Annotated in this window: 19 protein-coding genes and 1 pseudogene; 4 read left to right on the top strand and 16 right to left on the bottom strand. The window is 69.5% G+C overall.

Annotated elements, in window-relative coordinates; translation table 11 throughout:
* Window positions 1–21 precede the first annotated feature (21 nt).
* From CGL27_RS48800 to CGL27_RS48770, 8 genes are all read right to left on the bottom strand, one after another.
* Window positions 22–2,418, bottom strand: a complete 2,397-nt coding sequence (locus tag CGL27_RS48800; RefSeq protein ID WP_119994094.1) for a ricin-type beta-trefoil lectin domain protein — start codon at window positions 2,416–2,418, stop codon at window positions 22–24.
* Between the two features lie 228 nt (window positions 2,419–2,646).
* Window positions 2,647–3,027, bottom strand: coding sequence for an Ig domain-containing protein (locus CGL27_RS52905; protein WP_240450912.1), 381 nt, complete (start codon window positions 3,025–3,027; stop codon window positions 2,647–2,649).
* Window positions 3,028–3,061: 34 nt separating this feature from the next.
* On the bottom strand, window positions 3,062–5,050 hold the full coding sequence (locus CGL27_RS48795; protein WP_240450911.1) for a hypothetical protein: 1,989 nt from the start codon (window positions 5,048–5,050) through the stop codon (window positions 3,062–3,064).
* Complete coding sequence (locus CGL27_RS48790; protein WP_119994093.1) at window positions 5,047–6,027, bottom strand: DMT family transporter; 981 nt, start codon at window positions 6,025–6,027, stop codon at window positions 5,047–5,049. The genes CGL27_RS48795 and CGL27_RS48790 overlap by 4 nt, the downstream gene beginning before the upstream one ends.
* A complete protein-coding gene (locus CGL27_RS48785) occupies window positions 6,027–7,358 on the bottom strand; it encodes a Gfo/Idh/MocA family oxidoreductase (protein WP_119994092.1) in 1,332 nt (443 codons plus the stop codon). Before CGL27_RS48785 ends, CGL27_RS48790 begins: the two co-directional genes overlap by 1 nt.
* Window positions 7,355–8,179, bottom strand: a complete 825-nt coding sequence (locus CGL27_RS48780; RefSeq protein WP_078647903.1) for a carbohydrate ABC transporter permease — start codon at window positions 8,177–8,179, stop codon at window positions 7,355–7,357. Before CGL27_RS48780 ends, CGL27_RS48785 begins: the two co-directional genes overlap by 4 nt.
* A 14-nt stretch (window positions 8,180–8,193) precedes the next feature.
* Window positions 8,194–9,138: a sugar ABC transporter permease gene (locus CGL27_RS48775; RefSeq protein ID WP_119994091.1), complete on the bottom strand. Its 945-nt coding sequence runs from the start codon at window positions 9,136–9,138 to the stop codon at window positions 8,194–8,196.
* Entirely contained in the window at window positions 9,138–10,427 is a 1,290-nt protein-coding gene (locus CGL27_RS48770) for an extracellular solute-binding protein (protein ID WP_240450910.1), read from the bottom strand. The genes CGL27_RS48775 and CGL27_RS48770 overlap by 1 nt, the downstream gene beginning before the upstream one ends.
* A 117-nt stretch (window positions 10,428–10,544) precedes the next feature.
* Between CGL27_RS48770 and CGL27_RS48765 the strand changes: the two genes are divergently transcribed.
* Complete coding sequence (locus CGL27_RS48765) at window positions 10,545–11,660, top strand: ROK family transcriptional regulator (protein ID WP_240450909.1); 1,116 nt, start codon at window positions 10,545–10,547, stop codon at window positions 11,658–11,660.
* Between the two features lie 552 nt (window positions 11,661–12,212).
* On the opposite strand, the gene CGL27_RS48755 is transcribed toward CGL27_RS48765, so the two are convergent.
* The 4 genes from CGL27_RS48755 to CGL27_RS48740 are packed head-to-tail and all read right to left on the bottom strand — an operon-like array spanning window position 12,213 to window position 15,827.
* The gene (locus tag CGL27_RS48755; protein WP_119994088.1) at window positions 12,213–13,055 is read right to left on the bottom strand and encodes a class II fructose-bisphosphate aldolase; all 843 of its coding nucleotides are present in this window, start codon (window positions 13,053–13,055) and stop codon (window positions 12,213–12,215) included.
* Window positions 13,043–13,993, bottom strand: a complete 951-nt coding sequence (locus tag CGL27_RS48750) for a 1-phosphofructokinase family hexose kinase (protein ID WP_119994087.1) — start codon at window positions 13,991–13,993, stop codon at window positions 13,043–13,045. The genes CGL27_RS48755 and CGL27_RS48750 overlap by 13 nt, the downstream gene beginning before the upstream one ends.
* Window positions 13,990–14,958, bottom strand: coding sequence for an ROK family protein (locus CGL27_RS48745; RefSeq protein WP_119994086.1), 969 nt, complete (start codon window positions 14,956–14,958; stop codon window positions 13,990–13,992). The genes CGL27_RS48750 and CGL27_RS48745 overlap by 4 nt, the downstream gene beginning before the upstream one ends.
* On the bottom strand, window positions 14,955–15,827 hold the full coding sequence (locus CGL27_RS48740; RefSeq protein WP_119994085.1) for a sugar isomerase: 873 nt from the start codon (window positions 15,825–15,827) through the stop codon (window positions 14,955–14,957). Before CGL27_RS48740 ends, CGL27_RS48745 begins: the two co-directional genes overlap by 4 nt.
* A 674-nt stretch (window positions 15,828–16,501) precedes the next feature.
* Between CGL27_RS48740 and CGL27_RS48735 the strand changes: the two genes are divergently transcribed.
* Complete coding sequence (locus CGL27_RS48735; RefSeq protein ID WP_119994910.1) at window positions 16,502–17,092, top strand: sulfite exporter TauE/SafE family protein; 591 nt, start codon at window positions 16,502–16,504, stop codon at window positions 17,090–17,092.
* 107 nt (window positions 17,093–17,199) lie between these two features.
* Here CGL27_RS48735 and CGL27_RS48730 read toward each other — a convergent pair whose 3' ends face one another.
* Window positions 17,200–18,021: an aspartate/glutamate racemase family protein gene (locus tag CGL27_RS48730; protein WP_119994084.1), complete on the bottom strand. Its 822-nt coding sequence runs from the start codon at window positions 18,019–18,021 to the stop codon at window positions 17,200–17,202.
* A 9-nt stretch (window positions 18,022–18,030) separates the two neighbouring features.
* Window positions 18,031–18,516 (bottom strand): annotated as a pseudogene (locus CGL27_RS48725) (transposase); the annotation flags it as partial.
* Here CGL27_RS48725 and CGL27_RS52900 point away from each other — a divergent pair.
* Window positions 18,442–18,837, top strand: coding sequence for a hypothetical protein (locus tag CGL27_RS52900; protein ID WP_240451090.1), 396 nt, complete (start codon window positions 18,442–18,444; stop codon window positions 18,835–18,837). The pseudogene CGL27_RS48725 and the gene CGL27_RS52900 overlap by 75 nt on opposite strands.
* Before the next feature lie 362 nt (window positions 18,838–19,199).
* Here CGL27_RS52900 and CGL27_RS48715 read toward each other — a convergent pair whose 3' ends face one another.
* Window positions 19,200–20,108 (bottom strand): LysR family transcriptional regulator, encoded by a 909-nt coding sequence (locus CGL27_RS48715; protein WP_119994083.1) that lies wholly within the window; start codon window positions 20,106–20,108, stop codon window positions 19,200–19,202.
* A 108-nt stretch (window positions 20,109–20,216) separates the two neighbouring features.
* On the opposite strand from CGL27_RS48715, the gene CGL27_RS48710 reads away from it, so the two are divergent.
* Window positions 20,217–21,341 carry a putative sulfate exporter family transporter gene (locus tag CGL27_RS48710; RefSeq protein WP_240450908.1) on the top strand — a complete coding sequence of 375 codons (1,125 nt, stop codon included), beginning with the start codon at window positions 20,217–20,219 and terminating at the stop codon, window positions 21,339–21,341.
* 146 nt (window positions 21,342–21,487) lie between these two features.
* On the opposite strand, the gene CGL27_RS48705 is transcribed toward CGL27_RS48710, so the two are convergent.
* Entirely contained in the window at window positions 21,488–23,479 is a 1,992-nt protein-coding gene (locus tag CGL27_RS48705) for an acetoacetate--CoA ligase (protein ID WP_119994082.1), read from the bottom strand.
* Between the last annotated feature and the right edge of the window lie 141 nt (window positions 23,480–23,620).

The raw sequence follows: 23,620 nt of genomic DNA, 5'->3' as shown, positions 1-23,620 counted from the left end.
TGCCGGCCTGCCAGACATGCCTCAGGGCAGCGTCCACCGCTGATTCTCCCCGGCGTTGCAGTCCCAAAGGGCCAACTGCACCGCGCCGTTGCCCGAGTTGCCGCCCGGGACGTCGAGGCAGCGTCCGGAGCCCGCGTTCCAGAGGGTTCCGTCGGAGCGTGGCACCCAGCGCTGGTTCTCGCCGCCGTCGCACTTCCCGAGCTGGACCGGGGTGCCGTTCCGCGTGCTCTTGGCGTCGGCCTCGACGCACTTGCCGTCCGGGCCGCCGAGGCGCAGCGTGCTGCCGTCCGACGACCACTTCTGCGCGTCGGAGCCGTTGCAGTCCCAGATCTGGATGCGGCTTGCGTCCGCGGTGGTGCCCTGGGCGTCGTCGAGGCACTTGCCGCCCAGGCCGGACGTGACCTCACCCGTGCGAGGCCGTGGCACCGTGCCCGCGGTGAGCTTGAAGTTGTCGAACTGGTCGGTCTGGTAGCCGGTCACCCCGAGGCCCGCTTGGCCGCGGGTGAACGTGGAGTCGTCCACGCTGCCGAGAGTCTTGCCGTCGAGGGACGCCGTCAGCTTCGTGCCCCGCATCATGAGCGACAGTTTGTGCCAGGTGTTCAGGCCCAGGGCGTCGGTCTTCCCCTTGGCCAGGGTCGTGTACTTCCATGTCCTGTCGCTCTTGTCGATCGACCAGGACCCGTCGTCACCGACCCTCAAGTGGTAGGCGTCCAGGCCGTTGTTGTTGCGGCCCTGTATACCGACTCGGCCGAGGAGCTCGGCGCTGCCGGACTGTTCCAGCAGCACGTCGGCGGAGACCGTGTAGTTGGTCCACGAGCCGTCGCCCATGAACGAGTACGGCGCGTAGTAGGGCTCGTCGGTCCAGCGGATCGGGCGAGTCGGGGCCATCTGGCGCAGGCAGGTGCCGGCGCGGCCGCCGCCACAGTCCACGGTCTTGAACGCCCCGTTCATGTCTGAGAAGTACCTGGCGTTCGTGGACGCGCCGGGTTTGTCGAAGGTGTCGGAGTAGGGCAGCTTCATCGCGGCGCCCGCCGGGGGCTTCGCGGTGCCCTTGCCCTGGCCGGTGGTGGTGGTGAGCGTGTAGAGGTGTCCCGGCTTCAGGGTCAGGCGGTATGTGCCGTGCGTCGGTGTGATGTCGTCGCCGCGCACGAAGTCGTCCGCGGTGCTGTTCGACTTCACGTCGGTGGACCAGACGTGCACCGTGCCGGTCGACAGGCCGCCGCCCACGGCGACGTTCACAGTCTGGTCCTCCTTGGCGTCCACGGTCTCGATGACCGTCGAGTAGTCCCTGTCGTTCGTCGACTTCAACGAGACATGGCTGCCGTTGGCCCGGTCACCACCGAGATAGCCGCTCGCGGAGTCGATGTACTGCCAGCCCGGCTTGGTGAACTGCGAGGTGTGCGCGGTGATCCAGGTCGTCGTGCCGATGCTGTAGTGGCCCGACCAGGGCTGCGCCGCGACCGACATGCCGTCGGTCGAGAAGAACAGGTTCGGGTAGAGCGCGGCGATGGCCGGCCAGTTGAAGTAGGCGGTCATCTTGCCGTCGATGTAGTCGCGGTTGATGGCGCGGGCCACCGCGGGGGCTCCGGTGTCGGTTTCCAGGGATCCGTTCTCGCTCGCCCACAGCGGCTTGCCGAGGTCCTGCGCGGTGTCGGTGCTGGGGCACGAGGTGAAGTCGGTCTGGTAGCCGCAGGGGTAGTGGACACCGACGACGTCGACCGCGTCGTTGAACTCGGGGTCGTTCTTGAGCGCGTCCGCCACGTCCCAGCCGCTCTCGGCGGCGACGACCTTCGTGTCGTAACCCTTCGCCGTGAGCGTGGACTTGAGCTTCTTGAACCAGTCGACGTTGTATCCGCGCTCGTTCCAGCCGCCGATGTAGTCGATGTCCAGATGGTGCTTCTTCGCGCAGCCGAACCAGGACATGTAGTAGTCGATCGTGTCCTGGGACCAGAAGTTGCCGTTGCCGATCCATCCCGGGGCGCCCCAGGCGAGGCCGGCCAGCTTGATGTCGGGGTTGCGCTTTTTGGCCTGCTCGGCGAGCCACCACTCGTAGCCCTCCCCGCAGTCCACCTGCCCCCGGGTGTGCTCGTGGCTGGGCTCGGCGCCGTCGGTGGAGTTGGTGTCGCCGCCGATCTCCAGTTTCAGGACTTGCAGGGCGGCCCCGTAGCCGGGCTTGAACAGGTAGTCGAGCAGCTGGCCGCGCTGCGGCTCCGGATAGTCGATGAGCAGCCGGGTGTTGCCGCCGCCACCGCTGATCGCCCCGACTCCGTCGAAGGTGCGGCCGGGCTTCTTGCCGTCGATCGTGATGGATGTGCTCGGGGCGGCCTGGGCATGGGGCCCGGGCCCATAGATGAGGGCGCCGACCACAAAGAACAGGAGCGCAAGGAGAGTTGGTCTGCGTTTGAGCAGGGGTGTCATGTCGACTCCGAGAAGGTGGGGAGGATCGACCGTCAAGCGCGCAATCTGCAACATGAACGAACACAGTCGCGCAGTCGTGCCGATGCTGAGGGATCGCGCGGAGCCTGTCAACGCTCGGGGGGCTCGTCCGGCGCCAACCGCGCCTCCCGGCGGAATCGCCATATCGAGGCGCTCATCCCTGAGAAGAAGGCTTACGAGCATCCGATGGTTCGCGACATCACACAGGCCCTAGTCGAACGTGATCTCATAGTGGGCGGAGGCGTCGGGCAGTCCGCCGGTGTTGCGGGCGGTGACGGTGAACCCGGACTTCCCCGCCCGCTTCGGGACGCCGGTGATGCCACCGGTATCCCGGTTCAGTACCAACCCCTCGGGCAGTGCGCCCGCGGTCACCTCGTAGCGCACGGTCGCCGGGGTGTTCGTGGCGACCTTCGCTTCGTAGAGGCCGTGCGGCTTCGCCGCTGGAAGGGATTGTGTGACGAGGCGTGGGGCCGGTGCCACGACCTGCTGCGGCGCGCCGACCGGAGTGCCGCTCGCGTCGAGCTCCTGGAGCGCCCACTTCTTGCCGGGGGTGACGGTGGTGAGGTGCCAGTTGGTCGACTGGTCACGCATCCGTGCCCGCTGCGCCTTGGTGAAGGCTCCCAGGTTACGGGGCCGTCTCCCACTGCTTGATGGCGTCGAGGACCTTCAGGCCGTTATCGCCGCCGGCGGTGAGGTTGGCGACGGACGTCTGGAATCCGACACCGGCGTTGAGTCCCGCGCCCCGCGCCAGTTTGCTCTCGATGCTCAGCAGGCTCTCCGAGCCGTTGAGGCTGACCCACCCCAGCATCCCGGGAAGGTAGTTGGCCTGGTAGGACTCGTTGTTGATGAAGACCTGATTCATCGAGGTGGAGCCGACCTCGCCCCAGCTCGCGCGGGTGAGCGCGTCCCAGGTGTTGGAGGTCATGCGGCTCGTCTCGGTGACGAAGCCGTCCTTGGCCTTGTTCCGCTGGTACGCGCCGTTGATGAGCAGGGCCTGCCCGTACGAGCCCCAGCCGGACTCCGACGCCGACTCCACGCCGTCGTAGGAGTTGGCAAGGATACCGGTGTCGTTCCAGGCGGTGGCCAGGCGGGTGGAGATCTCCTTGATGATGTCGTGGCCGCCGATGGGTCCGCCGTAGCTGTTGACGACAACCCGGGCGGTCGTCTCCCCCGTGGCGTGAGCCGCGGCGACCGAATCCCACTGGGCGCGCTTGACGCCGGTGACCTGCCACTCGTCGCCGGTCTTCCGCGCGGTGTCGTACGAGACGAACTCGTCCCCGACGCGCAGGAGTTTGCCGTACAGGCCATTCGCGAGGAGGGCGTCGGAGTCGAGGAAGAGCGTGGTGTCGCCTGCGGCGAGGGGGCGGGTCAGCTTGGCCCGGCCGCCGACGGCGAGGCGGGAGTCGGCGGGAGCGGGGCTGACGTACGGGTCGTTGGTGCTGATGAAGTCGGAGATGGTGTGCACGCCGAGGCGTACGCCGTTGGATGCGGCCAGGTCCACCGCCGCCCTGGCGCCCGCGTCGCTGCCGCCGAGGCTGGAGTTGAACTGGTAGTGCCCGGTGCTCTGCCAGGGCCCCACGGCATTGGGCAGCGAGTAGACGTAGCCGATGCCCGCGGCCTTCGCGAAGCGGGCGGCGGCCGGGATCGTGTCCGTCTTCAGGTCCCCGAGCACGAGGAACGACTGGCTACTGGCCTGCGCGGCCTTCTGCCACTGGCCGTTCTGCGTCGGGTACGGCAGGCCCTCGCCGGAGGCGACGGCGGACAGGACGGTCGGGGCCATGCCGGGCGTGGTGCCGAAGAGGGCCACTTTGGAGCCGGTGACGCGCGCGCTGGGCCGGGGCAGCGGCCCGACAGGAATGCGGTAGCCGCCGAGGTTCTGCCGCTCGCGCTCTTTGGTGTAGTCGTACGTGAAGGCGCGCAGCACCGATCCCCACGGCGTCTTCCCGGCCGCGCTCCACTCTTCGTGCGGGGCGACCTGGAGCTTCGACGGGTTGTCGGCGACCTCGCTCTCCCAGCCGTAGTCCTGGTACTCCTGCGGCCACGCGCCTTCCGTGCGGTCGGTCAGGGGGCGCAGGCCGATGGCGAAGGAGTCGTCGCGCACGATGCCGACCGTCTCGCCGACGGTCCGGGTGATGTCCGTGGCGAGCGGTCCCCACAGCAGGGTCTGTACGTCGGCGCCGTCCGGGACATGGACACGTACGGCTTCGAGCGTCGTGTACGCGCCCTTGTTGACGGCCCGTACATCGACCTCGTAATCGGCCTTGCTGTTGCTGAAGGTGAGCAAGCGGGGATCGTGGCGGTCGCGAACCACACGCGTGGGCCGTATCTGCTTGCCGTCGATCACGAGGCTGACGAGGGAGGCGGCCTTGCCGGGGGCCAGATGGTCCGTGCCGGTGCGTGAGTCCAGGAGGCCCGTCACGGTCCCTGCCCGGTCCAGGCCGATGGACAGATAGCCGGCGGAGAGCACCAGGGCGCCCCTGACGCCCTGGTGCACGGCGCGCTGGGCGGCGGGGGTCGCGTCGGCCGGTGCGGTCGTCGCGATGCCAAGGCTCAGGGCGAGCGCGCCCGTCAGGACGGTGGCGCGCCACGCTTGCGGGTGCCTCGGGTGGCTCATGGTCGGTCCTCTCCTGCCGCTGTGCGCGGCACACGGTCCGGCGGGGTGGCTCCCTGCCGGGTGGGATGTGCGGTGGTGCAGTAGGACGTCGAACGCTTCAGGCACGGCAGGGTCACCAGGCCGATGCCCGCCAACGCGCAGCTCAGCAGGGTGACTTCGACAGCGGAGGGCGGTCCGGACAGGCCGGTCGCCCACTCTCCGAGCCGTACGGTGAACGGCACCGCCAGCTGGACGGCGGCCGTGAACACCGGGCCGCGCAGCAGGATCAGGCGGTGCTGCACGAGGTAGGCGGGCACGTACACCGCCCCGCCGAGCAGCGCGATCCCGGCCCACTCCCCCGGCGCAGCTTCGTGTGCCGCCAGGGCGAAGGGCAGCAGCAGCGCTGTCGCCGCGCCGAGCAGCACGGGCAGGGCGGCGGCGGGCGCGATGCCGCCGAGGTGCTGTCGGTACAGGAACCCGTACCAGGCGAAGGCGAGCATCCCGGCGACGGCGAGCAGCAGGCCCGCCCCGTCGAGCCGGCTGCCTCCCCCGAGCAGGGCGTACGCCGCGGTGGCCGTGGTGGCGAGCACCGCTCCCGCGGCCTGCCGGACGGTGGCGCGCTGTCCGAACCAGAGTGCGCCGAGGGCCAGCGACGCGCACGGCATCAGCGCCACCACCAGGTTGGTGAGGGAGGTTCCGATGCGCGGCATGGCGAGGAGCGTGCCGAGTGCGTACGCGGCGAAGCCGAGTAAGGCCAGCTGCACGAGCCGGGCGGGCCGTGCGAGAACCGCCCGCGCCTGTTCGCGGGTGTCGGCACGTGCCGCCGCGAACGCGGCAAGTACCGCGCAGGCCACGCCCGTTCGGCCCACCGCGACGAGCAGCGGGTCGGTGTCTTCGACAAGCTCCCCCGACAGCAGCCACGTCCCCGCGAGCAGGGCGACGAGCGCGACGGCGAGCACGGGGACGAGCCCGTGACGGCCGCCTGCCCATGGGTTCATCACGCCGTGCCGGGCAGCACGACGACCCGTCCGCTGCGCCGCGCCTGCTCGGCCGCGAAGACGACACGGTGGCTGTCGCGGCTCTCGCCCGCGCCGGTCAGCAGGAGTTCGGGCCGCCCCTCGTGGTGGGCCCGCACGAAGGCGGCGACCAGGCCCGCGTCGCCTCCGCCGTGCCCCTCGGCCGCGCCGGCACCGCCGTTGTCGGTGTCGATGACGGTGCGCTCGTCGGTGGTGAAGTCGTAGACCTCGATGTGCCGACCGTCGCCGCTGAGCTGACCGCGCGTACCGAAGATCTTGGTGTGCCGGTTCTCCTGCGGGGTGAACGCGGTGGCGGTGAAGGCGGCCGTGGCGCCGCCCTCGTAGACGAGGGTGACGACCTGATGGTCGACGACGTCGTTGTCGCTGCGGTACACGCACCGCCCGTACGGTCCGTCGGTGAGCGCCCGCTCTACCGCGTCCTCGGTCAGCTCGTCGGCGGCGATCCGCGTGAAGTACCGCTTGACGCCGCCCTCGCGCAGGCCGACCGGGTACAGCTTGAGCGCCGAGTAGGCGCAGGTGTCGTTGAGCGGGCAGGTCACGCAGCGGTCGGTCGAACCCTCGGGCGCGTTCTCCGGGCGGAAGTGGGACAGCGAGCCGAACGAGGAGACCGCCTCGACCGGGCGGCCCACGATGTGGCCGATCCAGTCGATGTCGTGGCAGGTCTTCGTCAGGAGCATGAAGCTGGAGGTGTCCTCGCGGCGCCAGTTTCCGCGGACGTACGAGTGCGCGTAGTGCCAGTAGCCGATGGGCTCGAGGTGTTGGACGCTGACGACGTCCCCGATCCGGCCGGAGGCGACGATCTCCTTCACGCGCACGCTGTATGGCGAGTAGCGCATGACGTGGCAGACGGTGAGGGAGACCCCGGCGCCCTCGGCGGCGGCGGCGATGCGGTCGACCTCGTCGACCGAGGTGGCCATGGGCTTTTCGAGGAGGATGTCGTAGCCGCGGGCCGTGAACTGCTCGGCTGCTTCCAGATGTTGGGCGTCCTGTACGGCGATGACGACGGCGTCCGCGACGCGGGGCCCGGCGGCCAGCTCCCGCCAGTCGTCGTGGCAGTGCTCGGCGGGCACACCGAGCCGGGCGGCCAGTTGGTCACGGCGACCGGTGCGCGGTTCGGCGAGCGCCGTGATGCGCACGGGGATGTCGCCCTCGGCGGCGAGCAGCGCGTACCCGCTGCCGCGTGCGCCCGCGCCGGCGAGGGCGAGGGTGAGCGGGCGGCCGAGCGGACGGCCGATGTGCCGGTGCAGGTTGGTGAACTCGGTTGCGATCAGGGCGGGTTGGGTCACGGTCATCCCTTGACGGCTCCTCCGGTGAGGCCCTTGACGAAGTGCTTCTGGAGGGCGAGGTAGAAGATCAGCACGGGCAGGGCGGCGAGGAACATCAGCCCGAAGACCTGGCCGTAGTCCTGCTGGTGTTCGCCGATCGCGCGGTAGACGCCGACGGTGACGGTGGTGCCGCCGGCCGGGCCGAGGATGATCAGCGGGTTGAGGAAGTCGTTCCAGATCCACACGCCCAGGAAGATGAGGACGGACGCGGTGGCGGGCCGCAGGAGCGGGAAGACCACCTGCCAGAAGGTGCGCCAGCGTCCCGCGCCGTCCATCTGCGCCGACTCCTCCAGTTCCATCGGGATGGAGCGGATGAAGCCGGAGAAGACGAAGACGCCGAACGGCACGTAGTAGCCGACGTTGAAGGCGACGATTCCCTGGATCGTGGTCATCAACCCGGTGAGGCGCAGCACGTCCGTGACGGGGACGAGGATGACCTGTGGTGGGATCATCAGCCCCGCGAGCAGCACCAGCATCGCGATGCGCCCGAGGCGGCTGCGGGTGCGGCACAGATAGTGGCCGAGCATCGCCGAGACGACGGTCAGGATCACGATCGAGAGGAAGGTGATGGTGACCGAGTTGATCAGGCCGTTCCAGAAGAGGCGGTCGGGCCGGCCGAGCGCGGCCCGGAGGTTGTCGAGGGTGGGTGGCCAGGGAAAGGCCGCCGGGTGGTCGGTGATGTCCTTGCCGGGTTTGAAGACGTTGGCGAGGACGAGGTAGAGGGGCAGGAAGAACAGGGCGGTGACGGCGAGCGCGCCCAGCGGCCGTGCCCAACTGGCCTGCTGCATCTTCCGGTCGTTGCTCACAGGTGCACCTCCCGGCGCTGGAGGAACCGCAGGGCCACGGTGGAGACGATCGCGACGATCACCAGCATGATCAGGGCCATCGCGGAGGCCTCACCGGTGCGGTTGGCGGTGAAGCCGGTCTGCGCGACGGAGAAGGCGAGGGTGGCGGTGGTGCCGGTGCCGGGGCCGCCGTTCGTGAGCACCTGGATGTGGTCGTACGTCTTGAATCCGGTGATCAGGAGCATGACGGTGTTGATGGTGAGCGCGGGCGCCAGCATCGGCCAGGTGACCTTCCGGAACCGCAGCAGGGCCCCGGCGCCGTCGATCGACGCGGCCTCCTGCAGTTCCTGCGGTACGCCCTGAAGCCCCGCGAGGTAGACGACGGCGCAGAAGCCGAGCATCTGCCAGCTGATGATGAAACCGATGGAGTACAGGGCGAGCTGGGGGTCGGACAGCCAGCCGGGCGGATGCGCGACACCGAGGGAACGCAGCGTGGTGTTGATCAGCCCGTCGTCGGTGAGCATCGCCTGCCAGATCACGGAGACGACCACTGAGGACAGCACGACGGGGACGAAGAAGACGCCGCGCAGCGCGTTGTAGAGCCAGCCGCGCCGGTCGAGCAGCAGGGCCACGGCGAGACCGAGGACGTTGGGCACGATGACGACGATCAGCGTGAGGATCGTGGTGACCTTCAGCGCGGTCAGGAACGCGTCGTCGGTCAGCAGGTTCACGTAGTTGTCGAACCCGATGAAGCGGGTGTGCGGCTTGAACTGGTCGGCGTTGGTGAAGCTGTAGCCGACGCTCAGCAGGATCGGCGCGAGCACGAAGCAGGCATAGACGAGCAGTCCGGGCAGGCCGAAGCCGACGAAGTGGCGCAGGGCGGGCCAGGGGCTGCGGCGGCGCGGGGCGGGGATCACGGGGGCGGGCCGGCGCACGGCCGCCCCCTTCTCGGCGATCGCCATCACTTGGCCTTGCCCCAGTCCTCGTCGAGTGCCCGGGCCACCTGGTCGGCGTTCTTGCGCCCGGCGATGACGTCCTGCGCGAAGGCGTACGACTTCTCGACCATGCCGGGCAGCAGCGAGTCGTCGCCGGTCTCGACGAGGAAGGCATTGACGATGCCCTTGTCCTTCACGGCGTCGTCATAGACCTTGGCGGTCGCGGTGTAGACGGGCCCCATGTCGGCGGGCGGCGTGTATCCCTTCATGGCGATGATCGCGCCGTCGCTCTTCACGACGGCGTCGAGGTTCCGCCGGTCCCGCTGGAAGGCGAGCGCGAACTTCTTCGCCAGGCCCACGTGCTGGGACTTGGCGTTCACGGACATGCCGCCGCCGGTGTACGAGGGGACGGCCGGGGAGCCGTCGTCGGTCGGGAACGGGAAGACGCCGATGTCGTCCTTCATCGCGCTCTTGTCGGCGGCCGTGGCGAACCAGGTGCCCATCGGGTACATGGCGCCCTTGCCGCCGAGGAACGCCCTCTCGGTGGCGGCGTAGTCGCGCGAGAGGCCCGCCTTGTCGACATAGCCCATCTTCACGAGCTGCACGAACTTGTCGGTGGCGCCCTTGAAGTCGGCGTCGGCGAACTTCGCCTTTTCCGCACGCCGTTGGACCATCCAGTCCGGCGTCTTCTTGTAGACGTCGGTGCCGACGAGAGCGGTCCACAGAAAGGAGGCCGCGAAGGCGTCCTTGCCGCCACCGCCGACGACGAACGGGCTGATGCCGGCCTTCTTCAACTTGGCGCTGTCGCCGAGGAGTTCCTGGTAGGTCTTCGGGGGCGCGGCGACCCCGGCCTTCTTGAACTTGGCCTTGCTGTAATAGACCAGCGGCGTCAGCTGCGTGTTGTACGGCAGCTGGTAGATCTTGCCGCCGATAGGGTTGGAGTGGGGGAACGTGAAGGGCGCGAGTTCTTTGTCCGTCCACGCCGCCAGGTTCCCGGACTCGGCGAAACCGGAGGGAGAAACGGCGATCATCACGTCGGGGAACTGCCCGGAGGCCAGCAGTTGCTTGGCGTACCCGGTGCGGTCGGTGCTCGGCGCGACGAGCTTCTTGACGCTCACGCCCGGGACGTTCTTCTCGGCTCGGGCGATGGCCCCGTCCCAGTACTTCGCGTCCAGGTTCGGCGTCTCGAAGGTCAGGAAGGTGATCTCGGCCTTCCCGTCCTTCGACGAGCCCGACGCGGACCCGGCGGGTGAGCAGGCGCCCGCGGCCAGGCCGAGAGCGAGGAGCGGTGCGGCTGTCCTGGCGATGCGATTCACGGTTGTCCTCGATCCGGACGTCGGCATCAAGCTCTGCTTATTTTTGGTACCTTCTAAAATAAGGTGGCTCGATCGTGCATCGGGCCCATCACCGCGTCAAGGGGGTCGAAGAAAAACGTGTCCATCACCGGAGGCGACTCATCACTGCTCCGGCGCCTCAACCAGGCCGCTGTGCTGCGCGCTCTGCACGAGGCGGAGGAACTCACACTCACCGAACTCGTCAAGGCCGCCGCTGTCACCCGGGCGACCGTGGAGAACGCGCTGACCGGATTGGCTGAACAGCGGCTCGTCGAGGAGGTGGCCCCCGAAGCCGTAGGCGGGCGGCGCCAGATAGGCCGCCCCGCCAAGCGCTACCGCTTCCGCGCCGAGTCCGGCTGCGTGCTCGGCCTCGACATCGGCGTGCACAAGGTCCTCGCCGTCGCCGCCGACCTGCGCGGCGGGGTGCTCGGGGTGCGGCGCGCCTCGGTCCAGCCCTCGCTGCCCGCTCAGGAACGGCTCGCGGCCGCCCGCGCGCTCGGCCACCGAACGCTGCGCGGCGCCGGACTGCGCACCGCCGATGTGCGCGCGGTCGGCGCGGGCACGACGGGCATCGTCTCCGCGGACGGCACCGTCACGCTCAGCTCGCGCCTTGCGGACTGGGCCGGTACCGATCTGACCACCACTCTCACCGAGGCGTTCGATGCGCCGACCGTCGCCGGGAACGACGCCGCGTACGCGACACTCGGCGAACACTGGCGTGGCGTGGCCGCCGGCCACCAGGACGTGCTCTGCGTACACGTCGGGCATCGCGTCTCCGCCGGCGTGCTGCTCGGCGGCAGGCTGCACGTCGGGCGCAACGGGGCAGCGGGCGAGATCGGCGTCCTGCCCGGCTCCGGCTGGCACACCGCCCCGGGCCGACTACCCGGCCGCTGGGCCGATCCCGAGGCCCTGTTCGCCGCGGCCCGCGAAGGGGACGCGCACGCGCTGCGGGCCCTGGACGACTTCGCGGCGGACCTGGTGCAGGGTGTCGCGGCGATGGTCCTGACTGTCGACCCGGAGCTCGTCGTCATCGGCGGCGGCCTGTCCCGCGTAGGGGACCTGCTGCTGACCCCGCTGCGTGCCCGCCTCGCCGAACTGTGCCTGTTCCCCGTGGAGGTGGCCGCATCCGCCCTGGGCGACGAGGCGGTCGCGCTCGGCGGTGCACGGCTCGCACTCGACCGGGTGGAGAAGGAGCTGTTCGGGGTGGCGGACTGACGGCGCCGCCTCGGCCTCGGAACATGGGCAACCGTCGCGTCGACGGACAGGAACAACCCCAGGATGTGATCGCGAGGCTGGGATCGGCCAGCGACGTGAAATGCGCCGGGAAGCGTCGTGTCCAAGATCACGGGGAGACTTCACCGCCACCGCCCGGACGATCCACGATCCTCCGAGCGCCCGCGCCACACAGCAGGTATTACGTGCTTGTCCGCCCGCCCGCATCACCGCCGGGACCGGCGGACCGGCGGACCTGCGGCCGCCGGGTCGGCCGGTCGGCGGATCAGTCAGCGGCGTACCGCGGCACGACCTCGGAGATCACTGGGGCCCGGCTCCCGGCCGTCCACAGCAGGCGCACCGCGTGGGCCGTGACGTCGTGCGCGGACAGGTGTGTATACGGCCCTTTCAGTGACCCGATGGTCCGCCACCCACCGCCGTCCTGAACCTGTACCACGGCCCGGGCGCGGCCGGCGCCGGGCTGGAGGACCAACACCGAGTCCAGTGATTTCGCCGGGTGGACGGGCGGACGGACACCAGGACCGGGCCCCGGCATCAGGGACGGCGGGCGCGTAGCACGCCGAGCAGACGGGCTACCTCGTCGGCCACGGCGGTTCGGCCGGCGCCGAGGTAGCGCCGGGGGTCGACCAGCTCGACGTCGGCGGCGAGCCGTTCGCGCACCGCGGCGGTGAACGCATTGTTGAGGTGGGTCGCGATGTTGACCTTGGTCATACCGCACTCAACGGCCGCGGTCAGGTGCTCGTCGGCCACGCCGGAGGATCCGTGCAGCACCAGCGGCACCGGAACAGCCCGGCTGAGGGCGGATATCAGCTCGAAGTCGAGGACGGCGTCACGGGTCAGCATGGCGTGCGAGGTGCCAACGGCCACCGCCAGCGAGTCCACGCCGGTGCTCTCGGTGAAGGCGGCGGCCTCGGCCGGGTCGGTGCGGGCACCAGGTGCGTGGACGCCGTCCTTGCCGCCCACCTCGCCGAGTTCGGCCTCGACCCAGACGCCCTCCGCGTGGCATCGGGCGACGACTTCGGCGGTGGCGCGCACGTTGTCCGCGTAATCGAGCGCGGAGGCGTCGAACATGACCGAAGTGAAGCCGAGTTCCACGCTTTCACGGACCAGCTCGGGCGAGGTCGCGTGGTCGAGGTGGACGGCGACCGGCACAATCGCGGCCCGGGCGACCGCCAGGGTGGCCGCGCCGACCGGCGCCAGCGCACCGTGGTAGCGGACGGCGTTCTCGCTGATCTGGAGGATCACCGGTGCCCCGGTGCGTTCGGCGCCCTCGACGATGGCCTCGGCGTGCTCGAGTTGGATGACGTTGAAGGCGCCGACGCCGCAGCGGGCGAGGACCGCGGGGGCGACTATGTCGCCCATGCCTACGAGGGGCATGACTCTCCTTGAGGGGAGGTGGGATTGAGCGACTCCACCCGGACGAGGGGCAGCAGGCGGTGGTAGTCGGCGGGGTCGAAGCTTCCCGCCAGCGGGGCGAGCACGGTGGCCATGGAAAGGGCGACCGCGTGAGTGAGTCGTTCGGGCCAAGAGGTGGCTTCCACAAGGCCGGCGGCGAGAGCGGCGACGACGGAGTCGCCCGCGCCGGTCGGATTGCCACGGACCTTCCCGGGCGGGCGGGCTTGCCAGCTGCCCTCGGGGGTGGTGGCGAGCAGCCCTCCCGGACCGAGTGAGGCGACCACGGCGTGGGCTCCGGCGGCGCGCAGCGCCTGGGCTCCTGCCAGCGGGTCGACCGTGGCCGTGGCAGTGGCAAGTTCGTGGGCGTTGGGTTTGACCAGAGCCGGCCCTGCGGAGAGTCCGGCACGCAGAGCGTCGCCGTCGGCATCGAGAATCGCGGGTACTCGACGTGAAGTCGCGAGAGCTACGAGGAGCCCGTAGGCGTTCTGTGGCAGGCCGAGAGGCAGGCTGCCGGAGAGAACCACGGCCGCCGCGTCGGAGAGCAGTTCCTCGTAACGGGCCAGGAAGCGCGACCACTCCGCGAGGGTGATGGCGGGTCCGGGTTCCAGGTACATCGTGGTGTCGCCGTCCTGGTCCTCGACGACGGCGACGGTACGGCGGGTCTGTCCCTCGATGGCCATCAGTTCGTCGCGCAGCCCGGATGCCGCCAGGTCGGTCCGGACGGCCTCGCCGGTCGCGCCGCCGGCCAGGCCGGTGATGACGGTGTCGTGGCCGAGCGCAGTGAGTACCCGGGCGACGTTGATGCCCTTGCCACCGGCCCGCTGGGCGACCTCGTGCACACGGTTGCTGCCGTGCCGGTGGACTTGGTCGAGGTGGTAGGTGACGTCGACGGCGGCGTTGAGGGTGACGGCGAGGATCATCCGGCACCGCCTCGCGGACGGCTCCGGCTGTGCAGGAGGTCCTGGGCGAGCAGGGCGGCGCCGAGGCAGCCGGCTTCGTGGCCGAGTTCGGCGGGGAGCAGCTGCGGCGCCCGCTGGAAGGTGAGCCGCCGGGCCAGCGCGGTGCGGAGCGGGGCGAAGAGCGGCTCACCGGCCTTGGCCAGGCCGCCGCCGAGGACGATGCGCTCGGGGTCCAGGAGGGTGACGGTGGCGGTCAGCCCGTCGGCGAGTGCCTCGATGCCCTCGCCCCAGATCCTGGCGGCGTCCGCCTCGCCGGCCTCGGCGCGGCGTTGAACGTCCTTGGCGGTGACTTCTCGCTCTCCCGTCGCCTGGGTGTAACGGCGGGCGATGGCGGAGGCGGAGGCGAGGGTCTCCAGGCAGCCGTGGTTGCCGCAGGAACAGGGTTCGCCCGCGGGGCGCACCACCAGGTGGCCGAGCTCTCCGGCGGACCCGTGGGCGCCGGACAGGGCCCGGCCGCCGGCCATGACGGCAGCGGCGATCCCGGTGCCGAGCGGGACGAAGAGGAAATCGCCGCAGCCGCGGCCGGCGCCCAGGCGCGCCTCGGCGAGGCCGCCGGCCCGGACGTCGTGTCCGAAGGCGACCGGGAGGCCGAGGTGCTTGGCGAGCCGCTGCCGCACCGGCACCTCCTGCCAGCCGAGGTTGGCGGAGTAGACCGCGGTACCTGATGTTTCGTCAACGATGCCAGGAACCACGATGCCTGACGCTTCCGCAGGCCGGCCCGAGCGCTTGGCGACGGCGGCTAGTTCGTCGGCGCAGGTGAGGATCGTGTCGATCACCGCGTTCGGCCCGCGCTCGGCCCTGGTGGGCCATCGTTCGGAGTGCAGGGTGGTGCCGTCACCTGCGAACACGCCACCCTTGATCTGGGTGCCGCCGACATCGAGTGCGATCACCAGTCGGTCGACCGGTCTCGCGATGTGCTCGCTCATGGCCGGGTCAGGATGATCGAGCGGGTGAGGTTGCGTGGTTGGTCGGGGTCGAGGCCCCGGCTCTCGGCCAGCTCCACCGCGAGCCGCTGGACGCGGATCAGGTCGGCGAGCGGGTCCAGCGGGGAGAGCGAGGCGACGGCGCCGGTGGCGCGGACCCGGTCGAGGAGACCGGTGGGCGGCTCGCCGAAGAACCACACCACGCTGCCGGGTCCGGTGACGCTGATCGGGCCGTGCCGGTACTCCATGGCCGGGTACGACTCGGTCCAGGACCCGGAGGCCTCCCGCAGTTTGAGTGCTGCCTCGTTGGCTATGCCCGTCGTCCAGCCGGTGCCGAGGAAGGTGAACTGCTGTGCCGTGGTGGTGCCTTCGGGCAGCGGTGCGCGGAGCGCCTGCTCCGCCTGCTCGGGCAGGTCTGCCGGGGCGAGGCCGAGGTGTCCGCGCAGCAGCGCCAGGCACGTGGTCGCAAAGCGGGTCTGCACGACCGACTTCTCGTCTGCGAAGGCGAGGTCGACGATGCTGCCGGCAGCTGTGGTGATCGGCGTCGCGAGATCGCCGGTGACGGCGACCGTGGGTGTCCGTCGTGTCTGTTCGAGCGCCGCCAGCACCTCGGTGGTGGTGCCGGAACGGCTGATAGCCAGAACCCGGTCGTAGCGGCGTGCGGCGGGGAAGTCGGAGGCCGCGAAGGCATCGGTCTCGCCGAGGCCGGCCGACTCGCGCAGCGACGCGTACGCCTGCGCGATGTAGAGCGAGGTGCCGCAGCCGATGACGGCTACGCGCTCGTCCGGTTCGGGCAGGTCGTTGGGGCTCAGCTCCAGCGCACGGCGCCAGCACTCTGGCTGGCTCGCGATCTCCGCGGATACATGGGTCATGGGTTTCTCCTGCACAAGTCTGACTCGTCACGCTCAAAGATGCTCTTAACTTAGCTTCTGCACGCAGCTCCGCGCACCTATGTCTCACGGCCAGTGTGGACTGCGACTGCCGCGGGGCACCGCCGCTCCACTCACACGCGGAGCACGTGGATGTCCCGGGGGTCAGCCGTTCGACCATGCCGCCGAGGCTGCCCATGTCGGTGACCAGCCCGATACCCGACTGGTCGGCTCGACGAGTTGTTCAAGGGCGGCGCGGTCGGGCAGGTCGAGTTGGTGGGCACGATCCAGCCGGGGTGGTGGTCACGGATCAGGACGGGCCACTGCTCACGCGGCCGGGTGCCGATGACGGTGTGCACGCTCTCGTCCGCGGTCAGGCGCCGGCCGGACGGGCGCCGTCCGTAGGCATGGGCCCCGGCGCAGTCCGGGTTGGCCACGAGGCCGCGGGTCGCTCGGCGCCATCCAGCCTCGCCCAGAGCAGGTGCAGTTCGGCCTCGCTCGTCCACCGCCGGCGAGGCAATCTACACGTACACCATCCTCACGTCGGATGACGCGACGAACTGGACCAAGCTGGTCGACCAGGAGTCGAACACCAGCAAACGTGGCACGGTCAACCACAAGGTGTCGACCAAGGCGCGGCACGGGACGCGGTGTGGCTCGGCGCCGTCGTCGCCGTCATGCACACCGCATCGGTCACCGTACTCGCCGTGGGCTGGTGGCTCGCCGCCCAGCACGCACCGGACGTCGCAGCGGTGACGAACTGGCTTCAGCTGACCGCGGCCCTGGTCGTGGTCACCGTGGGCATCGGCCTGCTCCGGCGCCACCTGATCAACCGGAAGCACCGTCCCAGCCATGGACACCACCATGGCCACGATCACGGGCATGACCACGATCACCACCACAGCCACAGCCACCACATCCCGACGTCCACGTCTCTGCTCACCTGGCGCGGCATCCTGCTGCTCGGCACGTCCGGCGGCCTGCTCCCCTCCCCGTCGGCATTCCTCGTCCTCCTCAGCGGACTGCTGACCGGCCGCGTCGGCACGGCGATCGCGATGGTGGTGGCGTTCGGTGCCGGCATGGCGCTGACCCTGACCGGCGTCGGCCTTGTGGTACTCCGCGGTCGCGACGCGTTCCTCGCCCGAGCCTCGAACTCGCCCGTGCTGCGCACCTGGAGCAGCCGCATCCCTATCATCGCCGCCTGGGCCGTCGTCATCGGCGGCACCGTCGCATCAGCCATCGCCGCCGGCCGCGTCCTGGCATCGTGATCCAGGCAAGAGACGGCGGCGCCCGCCAACGCGCCCAACCTCCGGGTCTGCCGCGAACGGAGTGGCTGTACGCCTGGCCGACGAGACGAACGGGTTCCGGGGCTTGCTCAGATCGCCGGAGCAGCCATCGAGGCGCGAGTTGCGGCAGTGATGAGAATTTCGCGGGGCACCCGCGCAGCGGCGGCAAGGGCGCGACCCACCGGATAGGCGTGGGCGCCTGCTGGGAGATTTCCGCGGCGCCCGCTGAGTACCACGTCGATGGAGCCCGTACTGTGCGATTCTGTGGTTCTGTCCAATCGCCGCAGTGTTTGGCGGGCGACTGCCTCCGCGCTGTCGTACAGGGTGGTTCCGGTGGGCAGGCTCTGCAGAATCTCTGGCGCCACCAGGGGGTAGTGCGTGCATCCCAGCACCACGGAGTCGCAATATTGGGGGGTTCGCTTTGCCGCGTCGGCGATCGCTTCCGCTGCTGCGGTCATGTCTCCGTGGTCGATCGCCTCGGCCAGACCCGGGCATGCGACACGCGCGACAGGCCGGCCGTTCGCGAAGTCCGCGATCAGGCGATCCTGGTAGTCACTCGCCGTGGTCCGGGCGGTTGCCCACACGGCGATGCCTTGGGCGACCGCTGCGGCCGGCTTCACGGCGGGCACGGTTCCGATCACAGGCACCCGGGGTTCAAAACTCTCGCGCAGAGCGTCGATCGCGGTGACGGTGGCAGTGTTGCAGGGGACCACGATGGCCTCCGCGCCCCGCTGGACGGCCAATTGGGCGGCATTGAACAGACGGTCCGTGACGAAGGAGGCCGTTCTCGATCCCCAGGGGGCGCCGTCGGGGTCCAGAAGCAGAAGCAGATCGAGTTCCGGGGCGAGGTGCCGAAGCCATCCTGTGGTGGAAAGGAGGCCAAGCCCTGAGTCGATCAATGCCACCATCATGGGGTCACGTTACCAGCCGAGCACTGGCGCAGATGGTGGTCCGTCATGGGCGGCGGTGGGGCGGTCGTTCCAGCGGTGGGTGGTCCACGCTCGGCGGATCAGGCTACGCATGGTGATGATGGTGATGGTGTCGGCGAGGTCGAAGAAGGAGTCGATGACGGTGACCCGGCGCTCGTAGCAGCGGGCGAGGCGGTGGAAGGCGTTCTGCCAGGCGTGGGTGCGTTCGACGTGCCACCTCTGAAGGGCCTGGATGGGTGCCTTCTCGCCCTTGTGCGCGATGCGGCCGTGCAGGCCGCGTTCGTGGAGCAGGGTGCGGGTCTTGTCCGAGTCGTGGCCGGCGTCCAGACGCACGGTGATGTCGTCGGGCAGCGGTCCCAGGTCCTCCAGGCGGGCCAGGGCCGGGGCGAGCAGCGGGGTGTCGTGACGGTTCGCTCCAGCCAGCACACGGCCAAGTGGGATTCCATAACAATCCGTCTCGCGATCTCTTCGAAGTCCGCACGGCCGACCGGGGCGTGCCTGCACGTCTTCGAGCACACCACCAGGCGCATCCGGATCGGCGCCACCGCGACTCCCACCGCGGATTGGATGGTGCAGCTCGAACGTAACCTCCTCATGGACCTCGAGGACGCAGGCAGCAGGGCACAGTTCCTGATCCGCGACCGCGATCCCCAGTGCACAGGCACCTTCGACGCCCTGATGGCCGATGCCGACGTGAAGATCGTCACCACCGGCATTCAGATACCCCAGATGGACTCGCTCATGGAGCGCTGGATACAGACCTGCGGCGCCGAACTCCTTGACCGGCCCTTGATCTGAGGAAACGAGCCGCCCCATGCCCCCGCTGCCCGCCTCCATCACGCAACAAGCCCGGTCGCCCACCTGGACGTCCGCGGGCGAGAGCGACTCGGCGGAACCCTCCGCGAATACCGACGAGCGGCTTGAGGTGTGCGGATGGTGCATCGGCACCCGCACAGCCCCGGCACCAGCGTGGCCGACCGCCCCCGGCGTCGTCACGGATGAGAACGGTGACGGCCGCATCGACGAAGACGACCTCAAGGCCCGCGCACATGTGGCCGCGAACATCGAGACGGTGCGCTTCCATCTCAACAACGCCCCGCCTCCTGACGATGCCGCGGCGTGCAGGGCCGGTGCCGAAGTCGCGTCGGGCCCGCAACGTCTCATGGCTTCTTTCCCCGGCGTCCCGTTACGGCCAGAAGTTCCGCTGCGGGGCCGACGAGGATGCGTCCCGAAGCCCAGACAGCGCGCAGGACACGGCGTAGTTCGACGCCCTCGACCTCCACCGACACAAGGCGGCCATCAGCGAGGTCGGCTCGTACCGCGAGCTCGCTGATCACTGCCGGGCCACTTCCGGCGATCACGGCATTGCGCACGGCGGTCGCCGACCCCAGCTCCAGGAGGGGCAGCGGTTCGCCCACGCCGGCCTTGCGCAGAGCCTGGTCCAGGGTTTCGCGAGTGCCCGATCCGCGTTCGCGTAGCACCAGCGGTGCGGCCGCGAGCTCGGCGACGCCCAGCGGGCGGCGGCGGCGCGTCCAGGGGTGCCCTGGGGCGACCACCACGAGCAGCCGGTCGCTGGCGACCTGCCGGGCGGACAGCCCCGCCGGGGCCCGCGGTGACTCGACGAACCCGAGGTCCGCCGCTCCGCTGCGCAGCAATTCCGGGACGTGTTCGCTGTTGGTCACCTGGAGACCGACGTACAACTCCGGCCGGGTGCGGCGTAGCTCGCCGATCCAGCCCGGTACCAGGTACTCGGCCACGGTCATGCTGGCCGCCACCCTCAGCTCAGCGTCCCGCTTCGTACGCAGCGCCTCCGCGCCGGTCAGCAGCCCCTCCAGCTCCTGCAGGACCCGCTGAGCCCAGCCCGCCACAGCCCGGCCCGCGTCGGTGAGCTGCGATCCCCGTCGCGTTCGGTCCACCAGCACCAGGCCCAGCCTGCGCTCCAGCGTGGACAGCCGCTTGCTCGCCGACGGCTGCGCCAGGCCGAGCTGCGCCGCCGCACCGCTCAAGCTCCCCACGTCTCCGACAAGGACGAGCAGCCGCAGTGATTCCAAATCCGGCAACTGACTCATAGCTCCAGGGTATGGGCCGGACCCGGTCGGCAGTCATACCTCTTGGCTATGACCTCCTCACGATCTCGGGGCTACAACCGCGGTCCAGAGCGCATCAGAGTCGAGGCCATGAGCCAAGATCTGTACCGTCAGGGCCCTACACGGCCGGAGGCTGAACCGGGGCAGGCATCCCGGCCCGCCGTGCAGCGCGGCAAGCAACCCCGCCGCTCACCCATGAGCCGAGGAACAGCGGCCGCAGCCTCTGTCATACCTGGTCTGGCCCTCGTCCTGGCTCTCGCGGTGGCGGGCACGGCGGTGGGGAAAATGTTTCCGCTCGTCGGCGGCCCAGTGGCCGGGATCGTCCTCGGCGTGCTGCTGGCCGCTCTGGCGAGGCCAGGAGCTCGGCTGCGCCCCGGCATCGGTTTCGCAAGCAAGCAGGTACTGCAGGTTTCGGTCGTCGTCCTGGGCTCTCAATTGTCGCTGGCCCAGATCGTCCAGGTGGGCGTCGGCTCATTTCCGGTGATGATCGGTTCGTTGGTGGTCTGTCTGACCGCCGCATACGGCATCGGCCGGTGGCTCGGCATCGTTGGGGACCTGCGTACGCTGATCGGCGTGGGCACAGGCATCTGCGGCGCGTCGGCGATCGCAGCGACTGCCCCGGTCATCGGCGCAGCCGGGGTTGAGGTGGCCTACGCGGTCTCCACCATCTTCTTGTTCAATGTCGCCGCCGTGCTCGCCTTCCCACTGCTCGGCCACCTGTTGGGGATGAGCCAGCACAGCTTCGGCCTCTTCGCGGGGACGGCGGTCAACGACACCTCCTCAGTGGTCGCCGCTGCCACCGTCTATGGTCAGACCGCAGCGAACTACGCGGTCACCGTCAAACTCACCCGTAGCCTCATGATCATCCCCATCTGCCTGGGACTGGCCTGGCTGGTGAGCCGCCGCAACCGTGCCGCATCGGAAGCTACGGCCCGCCCCCGGCTCCAGGTGGTCAAGCTGGTACCCGTGTTCCTGATCGGCTTCCTGCTGATGACCACAGCGAACAGCCTGGGTTTCATCCCGGCTGCCGCCCACCACGGACTCAGCGAGCTCTCGGTCTTTCTCATCACCGTCGCGCTCTGCGCAACGGGCCTGTCCACCGACCTCGCCGCACTGCGACGCACCGGTCCCCGACCGCTCATCCTGGGTGCCTGCCTGTGGGTGGTGGTCTCAGTCACCAGCCTCGTTCTCCAATTCCTGACCAGTTCCTTGTGAGCGGGAGCCCTGGGAGAGTTCATCTGTGCCGTGGCGACCGAGGCCAGGTTGATTGCTCCGGAAGCTTGCGGTTCTCCGGGGATGCGGGGTCCTCGCGCCGGCAACGTGTGGTCGAAGACCAGTAACAACTGGTCTCGGCCGCGACGTCAGCGTCCCGCGGGGAGCCTGGTCGTGAAGTCCGCGAACCAGGCCAGCATCTCGGGGTGGGTGATGGCACCCTCAGCGCTCACCTCGGCGATGGGAGCGCCTTGGATGATGCGCTTGACGGGCACCTCTAGTTTCTTTCCGGTCAGGGTGCGCGGTACGGCGGCTATCGGAACAACGGTGTCCGGTACGTGCCGAGGCGACAGCTCTCGCTTGATGGACAGGGCGATGCTGTTCCGGAGCGCGTCGTCGAGGGCTGCTCCTTCGGCGAGGACCACGAACAGCGGCATCATGTACCGGCCGTCCGGCAATTCGGCGCCGATGACAAGGCTGTCCGCGATCTGCGGGAGCTGTTCGACTACGGCGTAGATGTCGGCAGATCCCATCCGCACACCCATGCGGTTGAGTGTTGAGTCGGAGCGTCCCCCCACCGCAATGGACAGATCCGGGTTGACCGTGACCCAGTCCCCGTGCCGCCAGACTCCGGGATAGACGTCGAAGTAGCTGGCCAGATACCGCCGATCGTCAGGGTCATCGAGGAAACGCAAGGGCATCGAGGGAAGCGGCGAGGTCACCACCATCTCCCCCTGCCGGCCGATGAGCGGCTGTCCCGAGGCGTCCCATGCGGCGAGGGCGACACCGAGCGCGGGGCACTGGATCCGGCCGACCCGCACCGGCAGCAGCGGGGATCCTCCGGCGAGCACAGAGCAGATGTCCGTCCCTCCGCAGATCGACTGGAGCCATATGTCGGAGGGGAAGCGGTCGTAGACCCAGCGCCAGGTGCTCGCGGGAAGGGTCGAGCCGGTCTGCAGGATGGAACGCAGATCGCTCAGATCGATGTCGGCCGCCGGGTGTGCGTTCGCCTTCTCCGCGGCGATCAGGTAGGCCGCTCCCACACCGACCATCGTCGCCCGTGTCCGCTCGGCGACCTTCCATAGGCCGTTGACGTCAGGGTGGGTGGGGCTGCCGTCGTACAGAACGATCGTGGCCCCGTGCAGGAGGCCGCCGACCATGAGGTTCCACACCATCCAGCTGGTGGACGTGTGGAAGAAGTAGCGGTCGTCGCCGCGCAGGTCGGCGCCGAGACCGAGTGCCTTGAGCAATTCGACGACGATGCCGCCGTGGCCCTGCACGATGCCCTTCGGCACGCCCGTGGTGCCCGAGGACCACAAGATCCACAGGGGATGGTCGAAGGGGACGTCGACAAAGGTGAGGTGCGCTTCGTTCGCCAGCAGGGCGGACCAGGAGTGCTGTACCACCTCAGGGCGCTGGGACCACGACGATGTGCTGGAGGACGTGTGGAGGTAGTCGACCGCGATCAGGTGCCGCACCGTGGGCAGTCCGTCCGCGAGCTCAGCGATCTGCGGACGCCGGTCGAACTCCTTGCCCCCGTAGAAGTAGCCATCGGCGGCCACCAGAACCGTCGGCTGTGCCTGCCGCATGCGCGCGAGAACGCTGGGCGTGCCGAAGTCCGGCGAGCACACCGTCCACACCGCGCCGACAGCGGCGGTCGCCAGCAACGCGACCACGGCATGTGACGTATTCGGCAGGTAGCCGGCGACACGGTCGCCAGGTCCGACGCCCATACCTCGAAGGGACGCGGCGACAGCCGCGACCTCTCGCTCGAGCTGCTCCCACGAGGTCTCGACAGGAACGCCGTCCTCGGCTACCGAGATCAAGGCCGGGCGCGCGTCCGTGGCGCGTGCGAAGCACTGCTGGGCGAAGTTCAGCCGGGCTCCGGGGAACCAGGTGGCTTGGGGCATCGACGGGTCGGGCAGCACGGCGTCGTAGCCGCTGACGGTGTCGAGGCCGTAGAACTCCCATACCGCCGACCAGAATGCGGTGAGGCCGGTGGTGCTCCAGCGCCACAGTTCCGGGTAGGTGGAGAAGGACAGTCCCCGGGCCTCGCTCAGCCAGCGCATGAAGCCGGCGATATTGGAGCTTTCGGCCGTCGAGCGGCTTGGGGACCACAGCAGTTCGGAGTCGGTGCTCATGGGAGTCTCCAGGGACGGGTCGTGCGGGTGGGACCAGTGCGGAGCCGATGGGGTGGAAGTGCCTTTGGAGCCTCCGGAACCTTCAGAGCTCCGGATGGCCCGCTCACACGTGTCTGACGATGCCCACGTGAACCGGCCAAC

Origin of the sequence: Streptomyces sp. 11-1-2 (genome assembly GCF_003595545.1) — a bacterium.
Lineage (GTDB): Bacteria > Actinomycetota > Actinomycetes > Streptomycetales > Streptomycetaceae > Streptomyces > Streptomyces hygroscopicus_B.
This window is presented reverse-complemented; position numbering and strand designations above follow the sequence as displayed.